We start from the raw sequence: 20,021 nt of genomic DNA, 5'->3' as shown, positions 1-20,021 counted from the left end.
GAACAAAAATATCTTAGGAGGTTTCTATGGATAATAAGGAAAAAGCAGTTAAAACCTATGATCTCATTAAGAATGGTGATACAGAACAAGCAAAAGAGATTCTGATTACAGATAAAACGCTGCTTGAGCTTATAACTCCTTTTGGAACGTGGCTACACGTGGCTGCTAGAGCTGGTAGCCTTGATATGATAAAGTTCCTAGTTGAATACGGGATGGATATTAACACAAATGAAGGTGTACCAAAGTCAGCGCCAATTGCACATGCAGCGAGTGTAGGTGAATTTAGCATAGTTCAGTACTTATACGATAGAGGTGCAATATTAGATGTAAGCGATTCGAGTAGAAATCCTTTATTTTCAGCGATTTATGGTGGTCATCTTGATATTGTAAAATACCTTGTTCAGAGTGGTATTGATATTACTGTAACATATACAGGGGATACGATGAAAAATATGGATGCCTGTGAATTTGCGATTGAACGAGGACAAATAGAAATTGCTGAATATTTAAAGCAGAAGGTGGACAGTAAATGGAATTAAAGCTTAATAATATTTATCAAAAGGTGGCCGATAATTTAAAGGAAATGACACAAGAAGACTGGCGAGAAATCTATTTGTATGCAGAAGTAGGAGAAGGTTCTCAAACAACGTATTTCTTTTATTATCCAAAAGGAAGCGATGAACCTATATATAGTCATGATATACCTGAACTATTTGAGGTGTCAGAACAGAGCTACTTAGTGTTATTAGATAAACAGTTAGAGTGCTTTCGTGAGTTGTTAGATGTATTTATAGAAAACAAACAGGAGATATGGACAAGTTTAACTTTGCATTTAGGTCATGATGGGAAATTTGAGATAGACTACAGGTATGAAGATATTCTTACTGTTGACCCGTATGAACAACAGGTGATTTGGGAGTATAAGTACTTAGGGATTATTTCAGAAGATGAATATGATAAAAAGATCATAAAAAAATTTCTTTCCTAATCATAGAAGAGCAAAAGATATATAGACGGAGGAGTTAAGCTCATCATAGTGAGAGAAGTGGAAATGGAGTTTAAGAATGACTAATGCTAATTTCAATAGTTTAACAGAACATGATAAAGTGATATTTTTTCTGGCACTTTCAGAAAAAGTAGTACCGGTACTTTCTCGTACGGAAGATCAAATTTCAGCCCGGAAAGTTATATGTAAATGCTGGGAATGGTTAAAAGACAAAGAAAATAGTGGAGATACTCTTTATGAATTATTAGATCACGAGGAAAATGGTATCACAATAATTCAAGAGACGTCAGATAATAAAACAGATGTTATAGCCTGGGACTGTATTATTGATGCAGTTGCCTATACTAGTAGAAAAGCATTTGAAAGAGAAGGCGTCGAATATTATCCCGAACCCATTGCTTTAGTTAATGATACATTAGTAGAGCATTTTATAAATGGTTTTGAAAGATGTATAGAGAATGCGGATAGTTACATAGAAAGATTAACTTCTTTATTAAATGATGATAAGAATAGGAAAACAGTGAATGATCTGCGAACAAAAGTCTTAAAAGAACTACAAGTACGACAGTGAAGTTCACTGACCACAACTATTTAAAAGTAAAAACGGTAGAAACAGCTAAATTAAGGGGGATATGCTTTGGAGAAAAACAGCGTCAATAAAGCAATAAGAAATGCAATTAAACGTGGTGACATTAACTCAGTCAAAGAATTAATAGGTAGTAATAAAGCAATTCTACACACCATGACTCCATTTGGTAGCTGGTTGCATATAGCAGCAAAAAAAGGACAGATGGAAATAGTAGAGTATCTAGTGCATAAAGGAATCGATGTAAATATAAAAGGGGATATATTTGATGCTTCTCCCTTAAGAGTGGCAGCAGGTGAGGGGCATGTAGAAATAGTACAGTACTTAATCCAATCTGGAGCAGAATTAGATGTAAGCTCAGCAAAAAGAAATCCATTATTCGCAGCAATTTACGGTGGTCATAGAGAAGTAGTTGAACATCTAGTTGATCAAGGTATAGATATTTCCGTTCAATATACCGGAGAGAATATCGAGGATATGGATGCGTATCGATATGCTAAGGAATTTGGACAAATAGAAATTGCTGAATATTTAAAGCGAAAGCTGAATGAAAAAGTACAAAAGAGAGTGCTTAAAGGTTAATTAAATCGTATATAACAGGTCACAAAACTAATAAAAGCAAGGAGGTCCATCTCATGCTAGAACCCATATATGCTGAAAACGTAATTGTCGGAGTGGTACATAAAAAGCAGTTTCAATGGTATGTGACCGATCGAGAGCTATGGTATTTGGATTATGTAAAGTTTGCACAAGCTTTTGAAAGTGAAGGTGATTCAGCGGTTAATGAATACATCGAACCTGAACGAAAAGGAATCGAGGTTCTCAGCAGTGAAAATGTTGAGCTTTTTTTACAACGTATAGAGTCATATAAAGCAGATGCAGCTACTCTTTTAAAGCTGTTTAAAGATAAAATAGAAAGCGGAGATGGAGAAGACGTATTAGATTTTAGCCCTTCGTTTTTAGTGGACTTTGATCAAAAAACGTTCTACTCACTTTTTCCTGAGCCGGCTTCATTTGAAGAATATGTTCCAAGCGATTGGAAAGGAACGTATGAAGACTTTACAGGTTTGATTCCAAAAATAGAAAAGTATTGGGTAAATAAGGACGGAGAAAATTTATTTGAGCTGTGAAAGTAAACAGAGCATGGAGGGATAACGTTGTTTTGTGTTCAAACATTCATTAAGCGTCCAGATATTTTGATTACCGATTTATCATCTCTATATGAAAAGGAATCGCACTATTTTATCGATATATCGAACGAAGAAGAACTCATTCGTTACGGTAATCAGCTTGATTTTACTTGCCTTGAAGGAGCTATTAAGCTTGAATACTACGGTGAGTCGCTTCTTGATGTATCTGCATGGGATGTTATAGATGGGATGTGGCTTTATTTGGTGGATGTAATGGAGAGTTTAAAAGAGACCGGATATGGAGAGATGAATTTTCCAGATCAACCGTTAGTATTAACCTTAAAATCGGCTTCTGAACAGTTTGTACTGTATACCTTGCATACATCTCCTCCCATAAAAGTAGTGCTTCCAAAACTAGACTTTTTTATGATGGTGTTAGGAGGAGCGGAGCAGTTTTTTAAAACGATGGAGAGATGTTTTAAAGGGAACTTTCAGTATTTCAGTGAAATTAAACGTATTGAAGCGTTAAAAAGGCAGTAAGGAAGACGAGGTTACTAGTAAAAGACTACAGGGACTATGGCCACATTGTGACGGCAAGTGTAATTACTCCGCGGGCGCTGCCTTTTTCGAGCTGTTGTCCGATTGCACTTGATGTTTGCACCCAATTCACTTCATCCGGATAATTTGTAATGACTCCGTCGCTTTTTGTTTTCCACAAAAATGAAGCGGGAAGCCGCTTGGTTCCAGACCACGGTGATATTTTCATTCCAGCAGAATGGACTTGGTGGATAAGAGCAGGCGTTAGGATGTCATAGGAAGGGTTAAAGTAAGTGGCAAAGTCAGCGAATTGCTGAATTGAGTTTGGGTCTGTATCTCGCTCTGAAGAAGTTAGTATGCCTATAGGAACGTTTGGGAGAAGCTCATGCATTTTTTTCATGGATGAAACGTTAAAAGACTGAACGATGACGTGATCGAGCTTTCGCTTGTTGATTTCAAAAGCTACTTTTTTTTCAATTCCAGGATAAAGTTCTGGGGCTTTTAACTCTATTAATATACCGATTTTTCCTTGAAATTCATCTAACACTTGCGAAAGAGTTGGGACTTTTTCATTCGCAAAAGAATCCCCTTTCCAGCTTCCTGCGTCCAAGCGCTGAAGCTCCGCGTACGTTAACTCTCGAATGTGTCCGCTTCCGTTTGTCGTTCGGTCTACGGTACGGTCATGCATAATAACGAGTACACCGTCTTTGCTTTGCTGCACGTCAAGTTCAATGTAATCCGCATTCATTTCTAGCGCTTGGTGAAAAGCAGCCATTGTGTTTTCAGGTGCGTAAGCGGAGGCTCCTCGGTGCGCGATATTTGTAAGTTTTTCTTCCGTGCGTGCAAAAGCAGAAGAGGCGATTGAACAGCATAACAAGGCGACGGCGCTTAGACCAGCTAAATATTTTTTCATCACATTTCTCTCCTATGCGTTGGTATAGAAATAGCGTAACGAAAAAATGTGATGCTGATATAGAGGAAGTGTGTAGAAAGCGTTGACGTTTCGTAAAGAAAACTAGGGATTTTTTCATGGTGATGTTTACAAAGAATGCGTAAACGAATAGGGATTTTAATCAAACGTTAAGGAAACAGCGCTATAATAAAAGGTGTGAAAAAAAGAATAGGAATTTCTTAGAAAATAGTTGTATAATAGGTGAGTCAGTCAATGAAAGGAATGGAACATGGATATTCAGTACATACATGCGTTTACGATGCAAACGAAAGAGGAGTGCTGGACGCTTCAGCAAAAGCTAAAAGCACAAATTGATTTAACATTACGCGTCAAAATGACGCATATACATAACTGTGCTGGTGTTGATGTTGCGTACTGGGAAGAAAACGGCATATCTCACGGAGCGTGCAGCATTGTAGTGGTTGATTATCAGACGAAAAACGTTGTGGAAAAAGTGCACAGTGTAGGAGAAGTAACGGTTCCTTATCTTTCTGGGTTTCTAGCTTTTCGAGAGCTTCCTTTAATTCTTGAAGCGGTTAAAAAACTTCAGGTAGAGCCCGACGTGTTTTTATTTGATGGCAACGGATATTTGCACTACGAGCACATGGGAGTAGCCACACATGCTTCGTTTTTTCTCAATAAACCTACCGTTGGAATTGGGAAAAGCTATTTAAAGATCAAGGGACATGATTACGTTATGCCTGAAGATACAGCAGGCGCTTATGAAGATATTGTGATTGATGGCGAAGTTTATGGTAGAGTAGTAAGGACAGCCAAAGGGGTAAAGCCTATTTTTCTGTCGTGCGGAAACTATATTGATTTGGACATGTCATATCAGCTTATGATGCATTTTATTTCAAAAGAAAGTAAGCTTCCGATTCCAGTCCGCCTAGCAGATCTGCATACGCATGAGCTGAGGAAAAGGTACCGGCAGTCAACAGGGAAGTAAGCTGTTCATAATGAGTTCATAGTTTCCTTTTATACTGATGGTTGGAATATAGTAGTAGTGTAAAATTATTAAAGAATGAGTAAGGTGATTAAAGGTGAGTTCATTTATTACGAGTATTTTGGATTTTTTAACGAGCCTTGGCTATTTAGGTATTGCGCTCGGCTTAATGATTGAAATCATTCCAAGTGAAATTGTACTAGCCTACGGGGGGTATATGATTTCTCAAGGCATGATCAGTTTTCCAGGAGCAGTCATTGCCGGAATTATTGGCGGAACGATTGCACAGTGGTTTTTATATTGGATTGGAGCCTACGGAGGACGTCCGTTTCTTCAAAAATACGGCAAGTACTTATTTATTCATGATAAGCATATCGATCTTGCGGAAAACTGGTTTAATAAATACGGCGCGGGTGTGGTTTTCTCCGCTCGTTTTGTCCCGGTTGTTCGACATGCGATTTCGATCCCTGCAGGTATTGCTAAAATGCCGTTTTGGAAGTTTACGTCTTTAACCGTGTTAGCGATGATTCCTTGGTCGATTTTATTTATTTACTTAGGCGGAAAGCTAGGCGAGAACTGGGCGAACATTGAAGACGTAGCAAGCAAATATACGCTTCCGTTTGTAGTTGCGGCATTTGTGATTATTGTTCTTTATTTCGTATTCAAACGCACGCGTACAAAGCGCGTATAAGATCGTTTTTGGACTACAAGCATGGCGAAAAGCCATGCTTTTTTTGCATGCGCAACCAGAAGCTCTTTTATTTGCTCATGACTTCTTCAAGTGCTATTATTTTTCATACGCACTAAAAAAGGAGACGATTTAACGTGGTACAAGAAATTGTATTAAATGATACGCCTATTCAAATTTACAGCTATGAACAAGAAATTGTAAAAGGCAAAACAAAAGTTTCAGTTGATTTTAAGGTAACAAGTGAGGAATATCATGATATTACTACACTTTTATATAAAGGTACTTTTCATGTAAATGTCCCGGAAGAAGATCTCGATTTCCAAGGAACGATTCACCAGTACTCTACGTCTTTTACAAATTTATATGAAAAAGGCCAGGTAGGGGATTTTTCATTAAGTTTAATTGAAGTGAACGAATAAGGAGCAGATGCGTGATGAAAGTAAGTATACTTGACCAATCGCCCGTTTCATCCCATCAGACCCCAGCGGAAGCGTTAGAAGCATCAATGGAGCTGGCCAAAGCGGGTGACAAGCTTGGCTATGAGCGCTACTGGATTGCAGAGCACCATGATTTGTCTGGACTTGCCTGTTCGGCTCCTGAAGTGATGCTTGGCTATATCGGCGCACAGACTAATAGAATTCGAATTGGATCGGGAGCGGTGCTGCTGCCTCACTACAAGCCGTATAAAGTAGCTGAAACGTATAACATGCTGGCAACGCTGTTTCCTGGGCGCGTTGATTTAGGGATTGGGCGCGCGCCGGGTGGATCGGCTGAAGCAACAAATGCGCTGTCGGATAACTTCTTGCAGCAAGTATTTAAAATGCCTGAACTTGTTGAAGAGCTTCTGCAGTTTTTAGACGATAAATTTCCAGCTGAACATGAGTACGCCAAGCTTTCAGCTTCGCCGCTTCCGCCTGTCTCTCCAGAACCGTGGCTGCTTGGCACAAGTAAAAAAAGTGCCGAGCTCGCTGCTAGAAACGGAATGGCCTATACGTTTGGACAGTTTATGAGTGAACAAGACGGTTCAGCTATTATTGATCAGTACAAGCAGGCTTTTCAGCCAAGACAGAGCGGGAATCAGCCCTATGCGATTGTCACTGTATCGGTCATTTGCGCTGAAACAACCGAGCAAGCGCATCGCATCGCAACGAGCTCACTCGTATGGAAAATTCAACAGGATAAAATGGAAGCAAAAGGTGTGCCTTCTATTAAAGAAGCGGCCAGCTATCCGCTGACAGAAGAAGAAGAGAAAAAAATGAAGAAGATGAAAGAAGCTATGATTATCGGAAACCCGGAAGAAGTACACGTCCGTCTTCAAGAAGTTCAAGCACGCTACGGAGCGGATGAACTCATGCTTGTCACCATTACGCACGATCCGGCTGACCGATTAAAATCATATGAGCTTGTCGCAGAGAAATGCAAAAAATAAGAGCCAAATGTCGGCTCTTATTTTTTATGCCCGTAATAGTACTCAAATAAGTGCTGAAATGCTTCTATAGCACGTAAAAAAGAAGCGGCGTCTTGGCGGTCTTCTATTAACCAGCACGTGGCTAATACAGAATGAGCGTATCCCCACAGTAAAATGCGTTTTTTATTTACGTTCAGTTCTTTTACAAATATATTGATTCGATGGTCAATTGTCTCTGCTACGTTTGTCTTAGGCAGATGATTTAAAAGAAAAGGGATAATTTCGTACTCTTTTTCTCCAATCAACCCTTTTGGATCAATTATTTTCCACGCTTCACCAGACTGTAAGATGTTATCATGATGCAAGTCTCCGTGAAGCAAAAAAAGCTGCTGAGAAGTCCGGTTTAATTCAGAGAAAACGGCTAGCGCGTGTTGAAGCGTTTCGGAAGAAAGAAAATCAATGCCGCTTGGATACATTTGTGTATACTCTCGAAGCTGCTTCTCTCTTTTAACGGCTGTTTCTTCGATAGTGGAGTCTGATTGAGGCATGCGCCACAGAGATTTCATGAGCCCAGCAGCGATTAACACAGCCTCTTCTTTAGTTGATAAAGAGGAAAGCGGGCATCCGGGAGACAGCTTTTCAAGCAGTAAAATGCCTTTTTCAGCATCGCTGTCCACTGTTTTTACCGTGTTCTCACCAGCTATTGCTGTCAGTGCTTCTTGCTCATGAAGCAGCTCTGAAGGCTCTACAAAAAATTTGACAACTAGTTCGCTTCCATCTGCTTTGCGCGCAGGAGCAACAAAGTGGTAAGAAAGGGGAAAGTGACTGTGAATGGTGATACCCCAGCGCTGTTCGCAGTAGCGAATCAGCTGAGGGAAGTCAGCGAGCCACTTTTGGCTTTTATGAGGGTAAAGGTGAGTAATTGTATCACAAAATGTTTGAGGCAGCGTATACATGCGTTTATCTCCTTTGTCGTTTCCAAATTTTTCTGATAAACTCATCATATACAGCCTACATAGAATCTGTAAAGAAAGAGGAGATCGTACGTATGAAGAAAAAGAAGGTGAAATCTCCTTGGGCTCTCGTTGGGTTTCCTATTTATATCATTGGATTTTCACTTTTACTTGCTGGAAGCGCACCTGAGTGGGTAGAAACAGTGAGTAAAATCATGATTGCTCTTGGAATCATTTTGCTTATTATAGCAGGAATTGATCTTAAAAAACGAAAAAAATCAGCACAAGCCTAAAAAACTGCCGTTTGGCAGTTTTTTTATTTGGAGAAAGGGTAACAAGATAACTAGATAAAAATGTTGAATTATTATTCTTTTTGATGTATAAATATAATATAGAAAGCAACGGTATTGAGAGGAGAATGAACGTGTCTTACGTAATAAAAAAAGAGGTTCCGTTATTTGAGCAGTTTGCAGCTCTGCATGAAGCGAGCGGATTACATAAAAGTAAAAAAGGCAATTATACAAAAGAACAGCTGTTTGAAGCGGTAGCCAACAGCTGGTTTAGAGTCGGTATTTATGACAATGAACAATTAATTGCATTTGGCCGTATGATTTCAGACGGAATTTACCAAGCGCTTATTTGCGACGTGATGGTTGATCCCTCGTACCAAAACAAAGGACTTGGAAAGCAAATTATTCAAGAACTGTTAACGAAATGTCAAGAAAGCGGAATTGAATCGATTCAGCTGTTTGCAGCAAAAGGAAAGCATCATTTTTATAAAAAATTAGGGTTTCAAGAAAGAGAAGAAGACTCGCCAGGCATGTCGCTTGTTATGTAAAAAGCTCAGTGATCAATCATACTCACTGAGCTTTTTGTATTATGCCGTTTTTAAAACCGTACTTTTTTGGACTAAATTCCAAGCAACTTTTACTAAATAAACAACAAGCAAAACGTTCAGCATCGACGTAGCAAACATAGAAAACGGATAGGACGTACTGTTTTGCATACTGTTGTCACCGTATAAAACAAAAAAAGTGTTCATAAAAATACTGATGCTAAATCCAAGGGATAAGTAAAGCAAGTTTTTGTCTTTCAAATAAATATAAGCGAGCAAAGCAAGCGCTGCTGCTGGAAACAAGTAGCGTTCATGCATGCTTGAAGAAAACGTAAATACCCCGGAAATTTGAATAAGCGCTGCAAGAGCGGCGTATTTAAAGCTGCGCCCTTTTATATAAATAAGCCATGAAAAAATAGTTGTCGCGACGATAAAAATAAGTCCCCACGTATGATAGCTGAAAAGCAGCAGCGTTGCAGAGCTGTCTTTATAGTTTGCGCCTATTAAACTAAAGAAGTTATAGGCGTTAACAGAGGCATACGGGTACTCTCCAATGGTGGATGAGAATAAATCAATAATCCACGTAGGACTTTTTCCTGCTGAAAAAGGCAATAAAATCACTGTAGCAGTGAAAGCAGCCGTTAAAGCAATGCCAAAGAAATGCTTAACTTGCTTCAGGCGAATGAGTTCGAAAAATAAAATAGGCAGGATAATAATCGCCTGCGGCTTCATTAAGACCGCTGCTGTAAAAATAACGGCCGACGCGTAAATTCTTTTTTCCGTAATCATTACAATCGCTAGGACAATAAGCAAAGTGAAAAATGAATCGACTTGTCCCCAAAACGTTGAATTAACTAAAATGGCCGGATTAAATAAATACCCAATTGCTAACAGATAGGCAAAAGAAGGTGCCAAGTATTTACGAGCTAAACGATAGAGTAAATAAGATGTGACAACATCTGCTAAAATAGGCGGGATTTTAATCAACAGCGAAAAATACTGCTGAAAATCCGGTAAACTGCCAACTTTCCCAACGATAAACAAGATATAAATATAAAACGGCGGATAATCGCTTCCGCTTTTAGCATAGAAATTTGAAAAATGATTAGCCGCAACCGATGCCCAGTTTTTGAAAAGAGATGCATCCATATGAGAGCCTACCCACGGAATCAGCGCAATCCGGATAAATAGTCCAGTGCCAAGTAATGACCATAAAATAACGCGAGAATGCTCTATCGAATGATGCCATTTCTTTTTCTTTAATAATCCGTAAACGAAAGCTGCTGCTATAAAAAAGCCCACCGTATAAAGAGCGAGCGGCATTTCATAGTCTTTATTAGCTCCTTGACTTCCGGCACCGTTATCCATAGATAGATTATGAAAAGGCGTTACGTGTTCTCCGGAGTTGGTAGACGAAGCGGGACCGTTTCCTGAAGGAAGACGATGATCCCTCGAATTATTATCAAGAACAGATATACCATTCGTAATCTTTTTTAACTGATGACTTTCTTGAATCGAAAATAAATGTTCTTCTCCTTTATAGTGTGATAGTGAAACGATACTGAAAACAAATGCTAAAAGAAAAGCCGCCGTTACGATAAAAGCCGTTCTTTTTTGTAGTATGTTCATATAAAATCCTCCGATGACAATGTATCGAATAAGTAGTAGTGTGTATCCATACTATAAGGGGAGTTAGTGAAAATAAAGTGAAACTTCGTTAATAAAGAGCTGATGAGCACACAAAAAAGCAAGGTCTTGGTAGACCTTGCTTTTGGTACTGCTTATAGTACAGCATCAAACTTATTTACTTTCCACTGTGAACCAGATTTATAAAATGTAACGGTGCGTTTTACACTTCCTCCGTCAACTGTTGGAACCGTAAATTGATAAGAGCGAACATCGGCGCGCTGATAAGTTAGTTTTGCTTTTGCTTTGTTCCACTCTAGCATGCTGAATCCGTCACCGACAGGACGAGCAAGCTTTCCGTTATATGTGATGTAGCGATAGTTTGTTAATCCTTTTTGAATAGCACTGTTTGTAAAAGTTTCAGATAAATAGCTTACTAGTTTGGTTTTTGTATTAAAATCCTGACAAAGATATGAGTACTGAGTGCCTTTATAATTAAATGTTTTTTGAGTACATAAATTACCTTTAGATCCATGAAGTGCATTCCAGAAATGGTTGCTTGCGTTTGCTGCAATTTTTACCGCATTAGTCGTTGATAGATTTTGTGATGCTGCTTGAGCTGTAACTCCTGTGCTTAGTGAAAAGAAAAGAGCAAGTGATGCTAAGATTATTCCGAATTTTTTCATTTCCATTTCCCTCCTACTCATTCATTGAAATATATGTAACATTCATGCTGTTAATATTACAATTGTTACATTTATATTACAATACTTCTTTAAAGAAATAAAGAGTATTTCTTATATATGTTTGAATTATTCCCGTATTTTCTTAAATAAAACGTAGAATTAAAAGAAAACATATAAACAGTATGTCAATTATGTGTCACATATTTCGTCACTTTACAAGTTCGTATATAATAGGAATAAACCGACCAATATGCTGATGTAGATAAAAAGGTCAGGCACAAAAGGAGAACGTAAACTAATGGGTGTTTCAGAAGTAACATCAGGAATTATTATTACCACTGCTGTAATCGCCATTGTGATTATTACAGTTGGTGTTTTGGCTACAATGATTGCGATTGCGAAGAAAGCAAATAAAAAGTAAGTGTGTAGAGGAGAGTTAGTATAATAACTAATTCTCTTTTTTTTGAAAAAAACCTATTATTATTTTTATAATAAAAATGCATAAATGACGCGTGCATTATTCATAGAAAAAAGCAGGAAATTTACGTTTTGAAGCTAATAGATACATAAGGCAAGCTGCGCACTTTCATTACAAAAACAATGGAAGGGGTTCTAACAGACTTCAAGTGATATCGCCTATTTTATGTCATAATGAATGATATTCATTAACACCGCATCTTAGACGCACTTTATGACCAAATAATGAGGAGAGTGGTTGAGTTGCAACGACAAAAAGTAGCAGTGAATGGAGAAAGGTTTAAAAATACGCTTGAACGATTTGCCGATTATGGACGAACACCTAATAACGGTGTAACCCGCTTAGCGCTGTCAGAAGAAGACCGCTTAGCACGAGACTATTTTTGTTCATGTTGCCGTGACCTTGGAATGGATATTAAAATCGACGATCTTGGATGTATTTACGCTACGCTTGAAGGACTAGAAGATAAGCCGCCTGTTGTGATTGGCTCACACATGGACAGCGTAAAAAAAGGCGGAAGGTTTGATGGAATCCTCGGTGTAGTTGCAGGATTAGAGTTAGTAAGAACGCTGGTTGAACATAATATTAAGCCGAAGGTGCCGATTACCATTGTTAACTTTACGAATGAAGAAGGAGCGCGTTTTGAGCCTTCTATGATGGCTTCAGGTATTTTATCGGGCAAATTTCAAAAAGACGTTATGATGAAGAAGACAGATGTTGACGGCGTGACGTTTAAGCAAGCCCTTCAATCATGCGGATATGAAGGCGATACGAATAGCCGTCTTACTGAAGCGTCGGCATTTGTAGAATTACATATTGAGCAAGGGCCTATTCTAGAACGAGAAGCCAAATCAATCGGTGTAGTCGAGTGCGTGCTAGGAATGGTATGCTATGAAATTGAAGTTACCGGGGAGTCAGATCACGCCGGGACGACGCCGATGGATATGCGGAAAGACGCACTTTTTGCAACTAATAATTTAATTGCCGAAGCTCGTCACGAGCTCGGCAGATTAGATTCAAATTTAGTCTATACAATGGGGCGTATGAACGTACTGCCTAATATTCATACCGTTATTCCAAATAAAGTTATTTTTTCACTTGAAGCGAGACATACCGATGAAGACGTCATTGCATCCGTGGAAAAGATCATTCAGTCACTGCCTAATCAAGCGGAGCTGTTAGAAGGCTGCGAAGTGCGGGTGACCAAGCTTTGGGGACGCGATACCGTGTGGTTTGATAAAACCGTTTGCGATGAAGTGGAAGAAACTGTTCGTTCGCTTGGGTATTCCTACAAGCGAATGGTCAGCGGAGCTGGACATGACGCACAGTTTTTAGCTAGCTATATTCCGACGGCTATGATTTTTATTCCGAGCGTAAACGGAAAAAGTCACTGTGAAGAAGAGTTCACTCCTTGGGAAGAATGCGAAAAAGGTGTAAATGTACTGTTAGAGACGGTGATGAAGTTAGCTCAGAAGTAACAGGACCAAAGAGTAAACCTTAGAGGTTTGCTCTTTTTTAGTGCTTAGAAAGACTGCGAACTATCACATTGAACTTTTGGTTTATTATGGATACAATAAATGAGAAGCATCCGGATGGGTGTGAAAAAAGGATGTGAAAAAAAGTGAGATGTTCTCACTTAAAGAAATGAAAATTACTATTATTATTGCAGATGATAATTCGTTTATTCGAGAAGGAATGAAAATTATATTAAATACATACGAGGAATTCGACGTTGTCGCTACTTTAAAAGATGGTCAGGAAGCTGTTCAATATTGCAAGAATCATTCCGTCGATATTGCGTTGTTAGATGTAAGGATGCCTGTTATGGACGGTGTAGAGGCTACAAAGCTTATTTCAGAGTCAACGAAAGCAAAGCCGCTTATTTTAACTACGTTTGATGACGATGAATATATTATTGATGCCGTAAAAAACGGAGCTAAAGGCTACTTGTTAAAAAATACAGAACCAGAGCGCATTCGAGACGCAATCAAAAGTGTGTTCAACGGACATACGGTGCTGCAAGATGTTGTGCTTGATAAAATTAAATCAAGTTTAAACGCTGCAACTGAGCGCGAGTCAAAAGCGGATATGACACAGTTTACAGAGCGTGAAACAAGCATTATGAAGCTGATTGCCAAGGGGCTTTCAAATAAAGAAATTTCTAAAACACTTTTTATTTCAGAAGGTACCGTAGCAAACTATATTAGTTCGATTTTAAGTAAAACGGGACTTGAGCATCGTACTCAAATTGCTATTTACTATTTAACCGGTAAAGGGAAGTAGAGCTATGGAAGTTGGATTAATGATGACTAAGCTCATCCTCATGCTATTTTTGGCTATTACGTACATTCAGTTTAATTATGTACACTCGATTTCAGCTATTGTGTTGGCACTGCTTCTTTACAGCTGTGTTAATATTGCAGCGTCCATTGTGAAAAAGAGCGCGTTCAAGCGCATGTTTATTACTTTTTCAATAGTCCTTATTCTATATTGTGCGTATAAACTTCATCCTTTGTTTTTTCTTCTTTTGCCGCTAAATCTTTGTGAACTTATTGGAGAATCAGTCGCAAAAAAATGGGTGGTGCTGCTGCTTGTGTTGCTTCCAGTGCTGCTTGTTCCCTCTGACATTAGCGCACTGTATGCGTTAGTCGCTGCGTTTACTTTCTTTATTTATACAGGAGCAGCTCTCTATCAAAAACGAACGATTAATTATGAGCAAAAGCTCGATGAAATGAGAGTAAGTATGCAAAAACTGCAAAAGCATGTCAATGAAAATAAAGAGTATGTAAGACAGTCTCAATATGCTTCAAAATTAGAAGAGCGAAATCGATTATCACAGGAAATTCACGATAAGATTGGTCATTCAATGACAGGAGCGCTTATTCAAATGGAGGCAGCAAAGCACGTAATGAAGCAAGACGAGGAAAAAGCGCTGTCTCTTCTTCAAAATGCGATTACGATTTCCAAAGAAGGTATTGAAGAAATTAGGCTAACGTTAAAAAGTATAAAGCCTCCTGCTGAGCAAATAGGAATCAGCCGACTTAAATTATTTATTGGTGAGTTTGAGGCTAAGCATAGTATCGCAATGCCTCTTGTATACAAAGGTAATTTAGATCTTATCACGCCTCTTCAGTGGAAAATTATCCATGAAAATATAACAGAAGCTATTACAAACGCTTTAAAATATGCAGAAGCAACGATGATTTCTATTGAGCTTCACGTACTAAATAAAATGGTTAAAGTAGAAGTCAAAGACAATGGAAAAGGCGCTCACTTGTTTCAAAAAGGCCTTGGCATAGCAGGAATGGAAGAACGAGCTGCTTCCATTAACGGGACGGTGATTGTTGACGGGGCAAACGGATTTTCTGTTACCACACTACTGCCGATAGGTGAGAAACTTCATACATAAATAATGAGATTTCTCATGGGAAAAAGGTGAACTTATGCACTGACGTAAGTTTGCCTTTTTTTCATAAAATAAAGATATACCAACACACTAGAGGTGAAATGATGAACGTATTATCAATTCAAAAACTAACAAAAAAATTTGGAGATTTTATTGCAGTAGATAATTTATCTTTGCAAGTAGAAGAAGGAGATATATTTGGCTTTTTAGGAACAAACGGAGCAGGAAAAAGCACAACGATTCATATGGTTGCTAGTCTGCTTCAAAGTAACAGCGGCGATATTGAAGTGCTGGGGAAAAATATAAAGAAGCACCGAAATTTTGCAAAGATGAACATCGGGATTGTTCCGCAAGACTTAGCGATTTATGAAGATTTGACAGCCTATGAAAATGTGAAGTTTTTTGCAGGACTTTACGGATTAAGAGGCTCACTGCTTAACGAACGAGTCGAAGAAGCTTTAGCATTTGTAGGGCTTTTGGATAAACAAAAGGCGTATCCGAAAAGTTTTTCAGGAGGAATGAAAAGAAGGCTAAATATCGCATGCGCAATTGCTCATCGCCCAAAGCTTATTATAATGGATGAACCGACGGTGGGCATTGATCCTCAGTCGCGAAATTATATTTTAACATCTGTAAAAAAGCTAAATGAAATGGGAAGCACAATCATTTATACGAGTCACTATATGGAAGAAGTAGAAGAGGTATGTACAAAGATTGCGATTATTGATCATGGCAAGATTATTGCTGAAGGAACAAAAGAGCAGCTGAAAGCGATTATCACTGATACAAAAGATATTTGGATTGAAGTAAAAGCAGCGGACGACATAGATTGCAGCGGTCTAAAAGAAATTCCAGGCGTAACAGCCGTTACGTATGAAGATGGAATCATTAAAATTAATTCAAGCGCCGAAGTGAATAACTTGAACAAAGTCATTCATTATTTAATGACGCATCATATCGAAATTAAAGCAGTTAAAGAACAAGCCCCTAATTTAGAGACAGTCTTTCTCACGCTGACAGGGCGCAGTTTAAGAGATCTATAAAAGAAAGGAGGAATAACGAATGAATATTATTGCAATTGCTTTGAAAGAAATGAAAAGTGATCTGCGAGATAAGCGTGCATTTATTTTTATGATTCTCTTTCCGCTAGCTCTTGTCCTTATTTTAGGAACAGCTTTGTCTCAAGCTTTTAATAACGACATGACGATAGACGATAGCTATGTTCTCTATAAAATCGACACGAGCAATGAACAATCTGCCGCATTTAAGCAGTTTGCTGCAAACGCAGAAAAATCCGGCATTCACTTTAAAGCGTTGAAAAAAGATCAGGATGGAAAAAAAGAAGTAAAAGAGCAGCGTTATACAGCTTATGTAGAAGTGAAAGACGGAGGCATTGATCTCTACGGAAATGAAGAAAACAGCATTGAATTTAACATGGTGCAAGGTATGTTAAGCACGTTTACGGATAAGTATAACGTGGCTATGGAAGTGGCAAAAGTAAATCCTCAGCAAGTGGAGAATCTGCTGCGTGCCTCTAAGCATGACTATATTCAAGAAACATCCCTTCATTCTCAAAAACAGCCCAATTCAATAGACTACTACGCTATTTCAATGACAACCATGATTGTTTTGTACGGATCTATCTCAGCGAGTTATTTAATTAGAGGAGAGCGTATGCGAAATACGGCCAATCGATTAGTAGCCGCTCCGATTAAAACCGCTGAAATTTTTGTCGGGAAAATTTTAGGTACTGTTTTGGTTCACACTATTTGTGTATTAGTCGTCATTATGTCGACTAAATACTTTTTGATGCGAATTGGGGAGATCATTTACTCTTAGTACTCGTAATGTTAGTATCTCAAATTCTTTTTGCTATTAGCTTTGGACTAGGAGTTAGCTACCTTACGAAGACAGAAGCGGCGTCAAGAGCAATTATTATGGTTGTTATTCAAGTGTCGTGTATTGTAGGAGGAACCTATTTTCAAAATGGATCTGGAGAGGGCTTCGTCAATGTATCACCTTTAACCTGGATGAATAATGGACTTATTAAATTGATTTATACAAATGATATCGGCGCTTCTCTTTCAGTTATTGGGTTGAATGTAGGCTTCTCTATTTTATTCTTGGGCACAGCCATTGTGCTTTTGAGAAAAAGAGAGGGGTTATAACATGAAAAATATCATGTGGCTTGTCACAAATATGCTGAGAAATATGCTGCTTAGAAACAAAAGGACGCTTGTGCTTGTTATTGGTTTGCCTATTGCAGGTATTTTGATGTCCGTTCTTATTTATGGAAATGCAGGAGGGACTTCGGTGAATATCGGAGTTGTCAATCACGACTCAACGGATATCACAAAAGACACCGTTCAGTTTTTAAAAGGACTGCATAAAACAAATGTTAAAATGCTTACGGACAAAGAAGTGGATCATGAGATTACGTCAAAGAAAGTTGATGCGGTTATTACTTTTGAAAAAGGGTTTTCTGACAGCGTCAAAGCGAACAAACCAGATCATATTACAATCACTTCAATAAAAGGAGCAGAAGTAACGAGCTTTATTAAGTCTTATTTGTATCAATATATTGATAATATTTCTGCACTGAATCAAGCTGCTGAAGGCAACAATGCTGCGTTTAAACAAATGTATGAGAATTATCAAAAAGCGCCATTCCACGTCTCTACGCACGCCCTTGAAGACAAAGGAACCGATCAAAATATTGTCAAGCAGACAATTGGGTATTTAATTATGTTTATGCTTTTTTCTGCCGTAAATCTATCGGCTCTTATCACAAAAGAAAAAGAGCAGCGCACGTATTTTAGACTGCTAGCTTCGCCAGTTAGCGCAAGGCAATACGTGATATCTAATGTTATTACAAATATGATTTTATTAACTTTGCAAGTAATGATTACACTTGTTTGTATTACAACTCTTTTTCACGTAGATATGAACATTCCCGTGTGGCAGCTGTTTTTCATTTTAGTTTTGTTTGGTCTAGTAGCCATCGGCTTGTCTCTTGTAATTATCGCTTTTACAGAAAGTTCAAAATCAGCGAATGGTCTTCAGACGCTTATCATCACGCCAACTTGTTTACTGTCCGGCTGCTTTTTCCCGCCTGAATTTATGCCGGATGTGATGCAGAAAATAGCCGACTTTCTTCCTCAAACGTGGGTATTAAGTACGTTAAAAAGTGTTCAACAAGGAGCTGATTTAAGCAGCCTATGGTTAAATATCAGCATTTTACTAGCTTTTGCACTTGTTTTTTTCCTGCTATCGATTTATAAATTAAATCGAAATAATACTGTTCAAAAGTTTATTTAAATGGTAAAGTCAGAGAATACCTCTGGCTTTTTTTGTAATTTTTAAAAAGTTACAAAAAAAGATTGAAAAATATAAGATGAAATTTTAGAATGAAAGAGGAAAGGGGTATACAAAAAGAGAATAAATAGGGGAGAAAAACGAAGTTCATGTTGGTTTTTTGCACAAATAAATGAAATCGCTTACATAAGTCAGCATGAAAAGACGGAAGGAGAGATTGTCAGCGAGATAACAAAGGGGGAAAAAACAGTGGCAATTTATGAATTACTTGTACCACGCACGGTTTTATATGGAGAAGGATCATTTTCTAAAATTGGAGAACAGGCTGCACTGCTTGGGACAAAGGCATTGCTTATAAGTGATGACGTTATGGCGAAAGCAGGCAATGTAGAAGCTTGCCGTCGTTACTTAGCAGAAGCTGGCATGGACTGTGCCGTGTATACAGGCGTAAATTCAGAGCCAACGGATATTCATCTAGATGAAGCGCTTGCCGTATGCAAAACGGAGCAGTGCGATGTGGTTATTGCTTTAGGGGGAGGCAGCTGTATCGATACTGGGAAAGCGGTTGCCGTGATGATGACTAATGAAGGGCATTTACGAACGTATTTTCAAAATCAACAAGATTTTCAAGGTAGCCCTCTTCCTTTGATTGCGGTGCCTACGACTGCCGGAACCGGCTCAGAAGTGACGAAAGCGACAGTTATTACAGACACGGCGTACGATGTAAAAATGATGCTCGCAAGGCCTCAATTATTGCCTGATACAGCCATTGTTGATCCGTTATTAACTCTATCATGTCCAAAACACGTAACGGCAGCTACAGGAATTGATGCACTCAGTCATGCAGTGGAAGCGTATTTGTCTAAAAAAGCACATCCTTTTACAGATTCCCTTGCGCTTCAAGCAATTGAGTTAATCATGAAAAATATCCGTCTTGTGTACAGAAATGGAGAAAATGTTCAAGCAAGGAACGAAATGGCCTATGCTTCTATGCTGGCAGGGATGGCGTTTTCAAACTCATCCGTTGCGCTAGTGCACGGTATGTCAAGGCCAATTGGCGCGTTATTCCATGTGCCGCACGGTATTTCTAATGCGATGCTCCTGCCTGCGGTTTTGGACTATACAAAAGAGGCTTCAATCGATCGTTTAGGTGAAATAGGACAAGCTCTTTTTCCGAACGTATCATATACAAAAAAAGAAGGAGCAGATGTGTTAATTGAAGCCATTAAGCAGCTTTGTATTGACTTAGAGATTCCTAATCTTCAATCGTGGGGCATTGATCGACAGCTGTTTTACGCGGCGGTTGAGAAAATGGCAGCGGATGCGATTCAAAGCGGAAGTCCTGCTAATCATCCGATCGTACCGACGGCAGAAGAAGTTATTCAGCTTTATTACACGTGCTATGAATATGAGTTTGAGTCTGCACTTTATAAAAAATAAGACAAATTGAATAAGGGATGAAAGGG

At 38.6% G+C, this 20,021-nt stretch carries 23 protein-coding genes and 1 pseudogene; 20 read left to right on the top strand and 4 right to left on the bottom strand.

Going from position 1 to position 20,021, the window contains the following annotated elements:
• Positions 1-26: 26 nt before the first annotated feature.
• The 6 genes from ACO1DI_RS11900 to ACO1DI_RS11875 all read left to right on the top strand — a co-directional run bounded on the left by ACO1DI_RS11900 (position 27) and on the right by ACO1DI_RS11875 (position 3,262).
• Positions 27-539, top strand: coding sequence for an ankyrin repeat domain-containing protein (locus ACO1DI_RS11900; RefSeq protein ID WP_423145278.1), 513 nt, complete (start codon positions 27-29; stop codon positions 537-539).
• Positions 530-988 (top strand): immunity protein YezG family protein, encoded by a 459-nt coding sequence (locus tag ACO1DI_RS11895; RefSeq protein ID WP_423145277.1) that lies wholly within the window; start codon positions 530-532, stop codon positions 986-988. The genes ACO1DI_RS11900 and ACO1DI_RS11895 overlap by 10 nt, the downstream gene beginning before the upstream one ends.
• 76 nt (positions 989-1,064) lie before the next feature.
• Complete coding sequence (locus tag ACO1DI_RS11890; protein WP_098113065.1) at positions 1,065-1,577, top strand: Imm6 family immunity protein; 513 nt, start codon at positions 1,065-1,067, stop codon at positions 1,575-1,577.
• 66 nt (positions 1,578-1,643) lie between these two features.
• The gene (locus ACO1DI_RS11885; protein WP_423145276.1) at positions 1,644-2,174 is read left to right on the top strand and encodes an ankyrin repeat domain-containing protein; all 531 of its coding nucleotides are present in this window, start codon (positions 1,644-1,646) and stop codon (positions 2,172-2,174) included.
• 53 nt (positions 2,175-2,227) lie between these two features.
• Positions 2,228-2,722, top strand: coding sequence for a hypothetical protein (locus ACO1DI_RS11880; RefSeq protein WP_423145275.1), 495 nt, complete (start codon positions 2,228-2,230; stop codon positions 2,720-2,722).
• 27 nt (positions 2,723-2,749) lie between these two features.
• Complete coding sequence (locus ACO1DI_RS11875) at positions 2,750-3,262, top strand: hypothetical protein (protein WP_098600012.1); 513 nt, start codon at positions 2,750-2,752, stop codon at positions 3,260-3,262.
• Positions 3,263-3,296: 34 nt separating this feature from the next.
• On the opposite strand, the gene ACO1DI_RS11870 is transcribed toward ACO1DI_RS11875, so the two are convergent.
• Positions 3,297-4,172 carry a glycerophosphodiester phosphodiesterase gene (locus tag ACO1DI_RS11870; protein ID WP_423145274.1) on the bottom strand — a complete coding sequence of 292 codons (876 nt, stop codon included), beginning with the start codon at positions 4,170-4,172 and terminating at the stop codon, positions 3,297-3,299.
• Positions 4,173-4,440: 268 nt separating this feature from the next.
• Between ACO1DI_RS11870 and ACO1DI_RS11865 the strand changes: the two genes are divergently transcribed.
• The 4 genes from ACO1DI_RS11865 (at position 4,441) to ACO1DI_RS11850 (ending at position 7,277) form a co-directional block, all read left to right on the top strand.
• Positions 4,441-5,160, top strand: a complete 720-nt coding sequence (locus ACO1DI_RS11865; RefSeq protein WP_423145273.1) for an endonuclease V — start codon at positions 4,441-4,443, stop codon at positions 5,158-5,160.
• A 94-nt stretch (positions 5,161-5,254) separates the two neighbouring features.
• A complete protein-coding gene (locus tag ACO1DI_RS11860) occupies positions 5,255-5,848 on the top strand; it encodes a DedA family protein (protein WP_014459791.1) in 594 nt (197 codons plus the stop codon).
• Between the two features lie 134 nt (positions 5,849-5,982).
• Positions 5,983-6,267: a DUF3219 family protein gene (locus ACO1DI_RS11855; RefSeq protein WP_014459792.1), complete on the top strand. Its 285-nt coding sequence runs from the start codon at positions 5,983-5,985 to the stop codon at positions 6,265-6,267.
• 14 nt (positions 6,268-6,281) lie between these two features.
• Complete coding sequence (locus tag ACO1DI_RS11850; protein WP_217027655.1) at positions 6,282-7,277, top strand: LLM class flavin-dependent oxidoreductase; 996 nt, start codon at positions 6,282-6,284, stop codon at positions 7,275-7,277.
• Positions 7,278-7,294: 17 nt separating this feature from the next.
• Here the strand turns inward: ACO1DI_RS11850 and ACO1DI_RS11845 are convergent, their stop codons facing one another.
• Positions 7,295-8,257 (bottom strand): aminoglycoside phosphotransferase family protein, encoded by a 963-nt coding sequence (locus ACO1DI_RS11845; RefSeq protein WP_423145272.1) that lies wholly within the window; start codon positions 8,255-8,257, stop codon positions 7,295-7,297.
• 47 nt (positions 8,258-8,304) lie between these two features.
• Between ACO1DI_RS11845 and ACO1DI_RS11840 the strand changes: the two genes are divergently transcribed.
• Both ACO1DI_RS11840 and ACO1DI_RS11835 read left to right on the top strand, forming a co-directional pair.
• Positions 8,305-8,502, top strand: a complete 198-nt coding sequence (locus tag ACO1DI_RS11840; protein ID WP_014459795.1) for a hypothetical protein — start codon at positions 8,305-8,307, stop codon at positions 8,500-8,502.
• Between the two features lie 131 nt (positions 8,503-8,633).
• Positions 8,634-9,047, top strand: coding sequence for a GNAT family N-acetyltransferase (locus tag ACO1DI_RS11835; RefSeq protein ID WP_328575267.1), 414 nt, complete (start codon positions 8,634-8,636; stop codon positions 9,045-9,047).
• Positions 9,048-9,086: 39 nt separating this feature from the next.
• Here ACO1DI_RS11835 and ACO1DI_RS11830 read toward each other — a convergent pair whose 3' ends face one another.
• Both ACO1DI_RS11830 and ACO1DI_RS11825 read right to left on the bottom strand, forming a co-directional pair.
• Positions 9,087-10,673 (bottom strand): hypothetical protein, encoded by a 1,587-nt coding sequence (locus ACO1DI_RS11830; RefSeq protein WP_423145271.1) that lies wholly within the window; start codon positions 10,671-10,673, stop codon positions 9,087-9,089.
• A gap of 152 nt (positions 10,674-10,825) precedes the next feature.
• Complete coding sequence (locus ACO1DI_RS11825) at positions 10,826-11,362, bottom strand: IseA DL-endopeptidase inhibitor family protein (protein ID WP_208733429.1); 537 nt, start codon at positions 11,360-11,362, stop codon at positions 10,826-10,828.
• A gap of 292 nt (positions 11,363-11,654) precedes the next feature.
• Here ACO1DI_RS11825 and ACO1DI_RS11820 point away from each other — a divergent pair, with 292 nt between their 5' ends.
• The 8 genes and pseudogenes from ACO1DI_RS11820 (at position 11,655) to ACO1DI_RS11785 (ending at position 19,995) form a co-directional block, all read left to right on the top strand.
• Complete coding sequence (locus ACO1DI_RS11820; RefSeq protein WP_013057357.1) at positions 11,655-11,777, top strand: hypothetical protein; 123 nt, start codon at positions 11,655-11,657, stop codon at positions 11,775-11,777.
• A 299-nt stretch (positions 11,778-12,076) separates the two neighbouring features.
• Positions 12,077-13,312 (top strand): Zn-dependent hydrolase, encoded by a 1,236-nt coding sequence (locus ACO1DI_RS11815; RefSeq protein ID WP_423145270.1) that lies wholly within the window; start codon positions 12,077-12,079, stop codon positions 13,310-13,312.
• A gap of 166 nt (positions 13,313-13,478) precedes the next feature.
• Positions 13,479-14,117: a response regulator gene (locus tag ACO1DI_RS11810; protein ID WP_042992506.1), complete on the top strand. Its 639-nt coding sequence runs from the start codon at positions 13,479-13,481 to the stop codon at positions 14,115-14,117.
• A gap of 4 nt (positions 14,118-14,121) precedes the next feature.
• A complete protein-coding gene (locus tag ACO1DI_RS11805; RefSeq protein WP_116740482.1) occupies positions 14,122-15,243 on the top strand; it encodes a sensor histidine kinase in 1,122 nt (373 codons plus the stop codon).
• Between the two features lie 101 nt (positions 15,244-15,344).
• Positions 15,345-16,283, top strand: coding sequence for an ABC transporter ATP-binding protein (locus ACO1DI_RS11800; protein WP_029322178.1), 939 nt, complete (start codon positions 15,345-15,347; stop codon positions 16,281-16,283).
• A 19-nt stretch (positions 16,284-16,302) separates the two neighbouring features.
• Positions 16,303-17,408 (top strand): annotated as a pseudogene (locus ACO1DI_RS11795) (ABC transporter permease).
• Between the two features lies 1 nt (position 17,409).
• A complete protein-coding gene (locus tag ACO1DI_RS11790) occupies positions 17,410-18,558 on the top strand; it encodes an ABC transporter permease (RefSeq protein WP_423145268.1) in 1,149 nt (382 codons plus the stop codon).
• Positions 18,559-18,804: 246 nt separating this feature from the next.
• A complete protein-coding gene (locus tag ACO1DI_RS11785; RefSeq protein ID WP_035335513.1) occupies positions 18,805-19,995 on the top strand; it encodes an iron-containing alcohol dehydrogenase in 1,191 nt (396 codons plus the stop codon).
• Positions 19,996-20,021 lie beyond the last annotated feature (26 nt).

Origin of the sequence: Priestia sp. 40 (assembly GCF_049368575.1) — a bacterium.
Taxonomy (GTDB): Bacteria; Bacillota; Bacilli; order Bacillales; family Bacillaceae_H; genus Priestia; species Priestia zanthoxyli.
The sequence above is the reverse complement of the archived record's forward strand: the minus strand, read 5'-3'. Positions and strand labels throughout refer to the sequence as shown.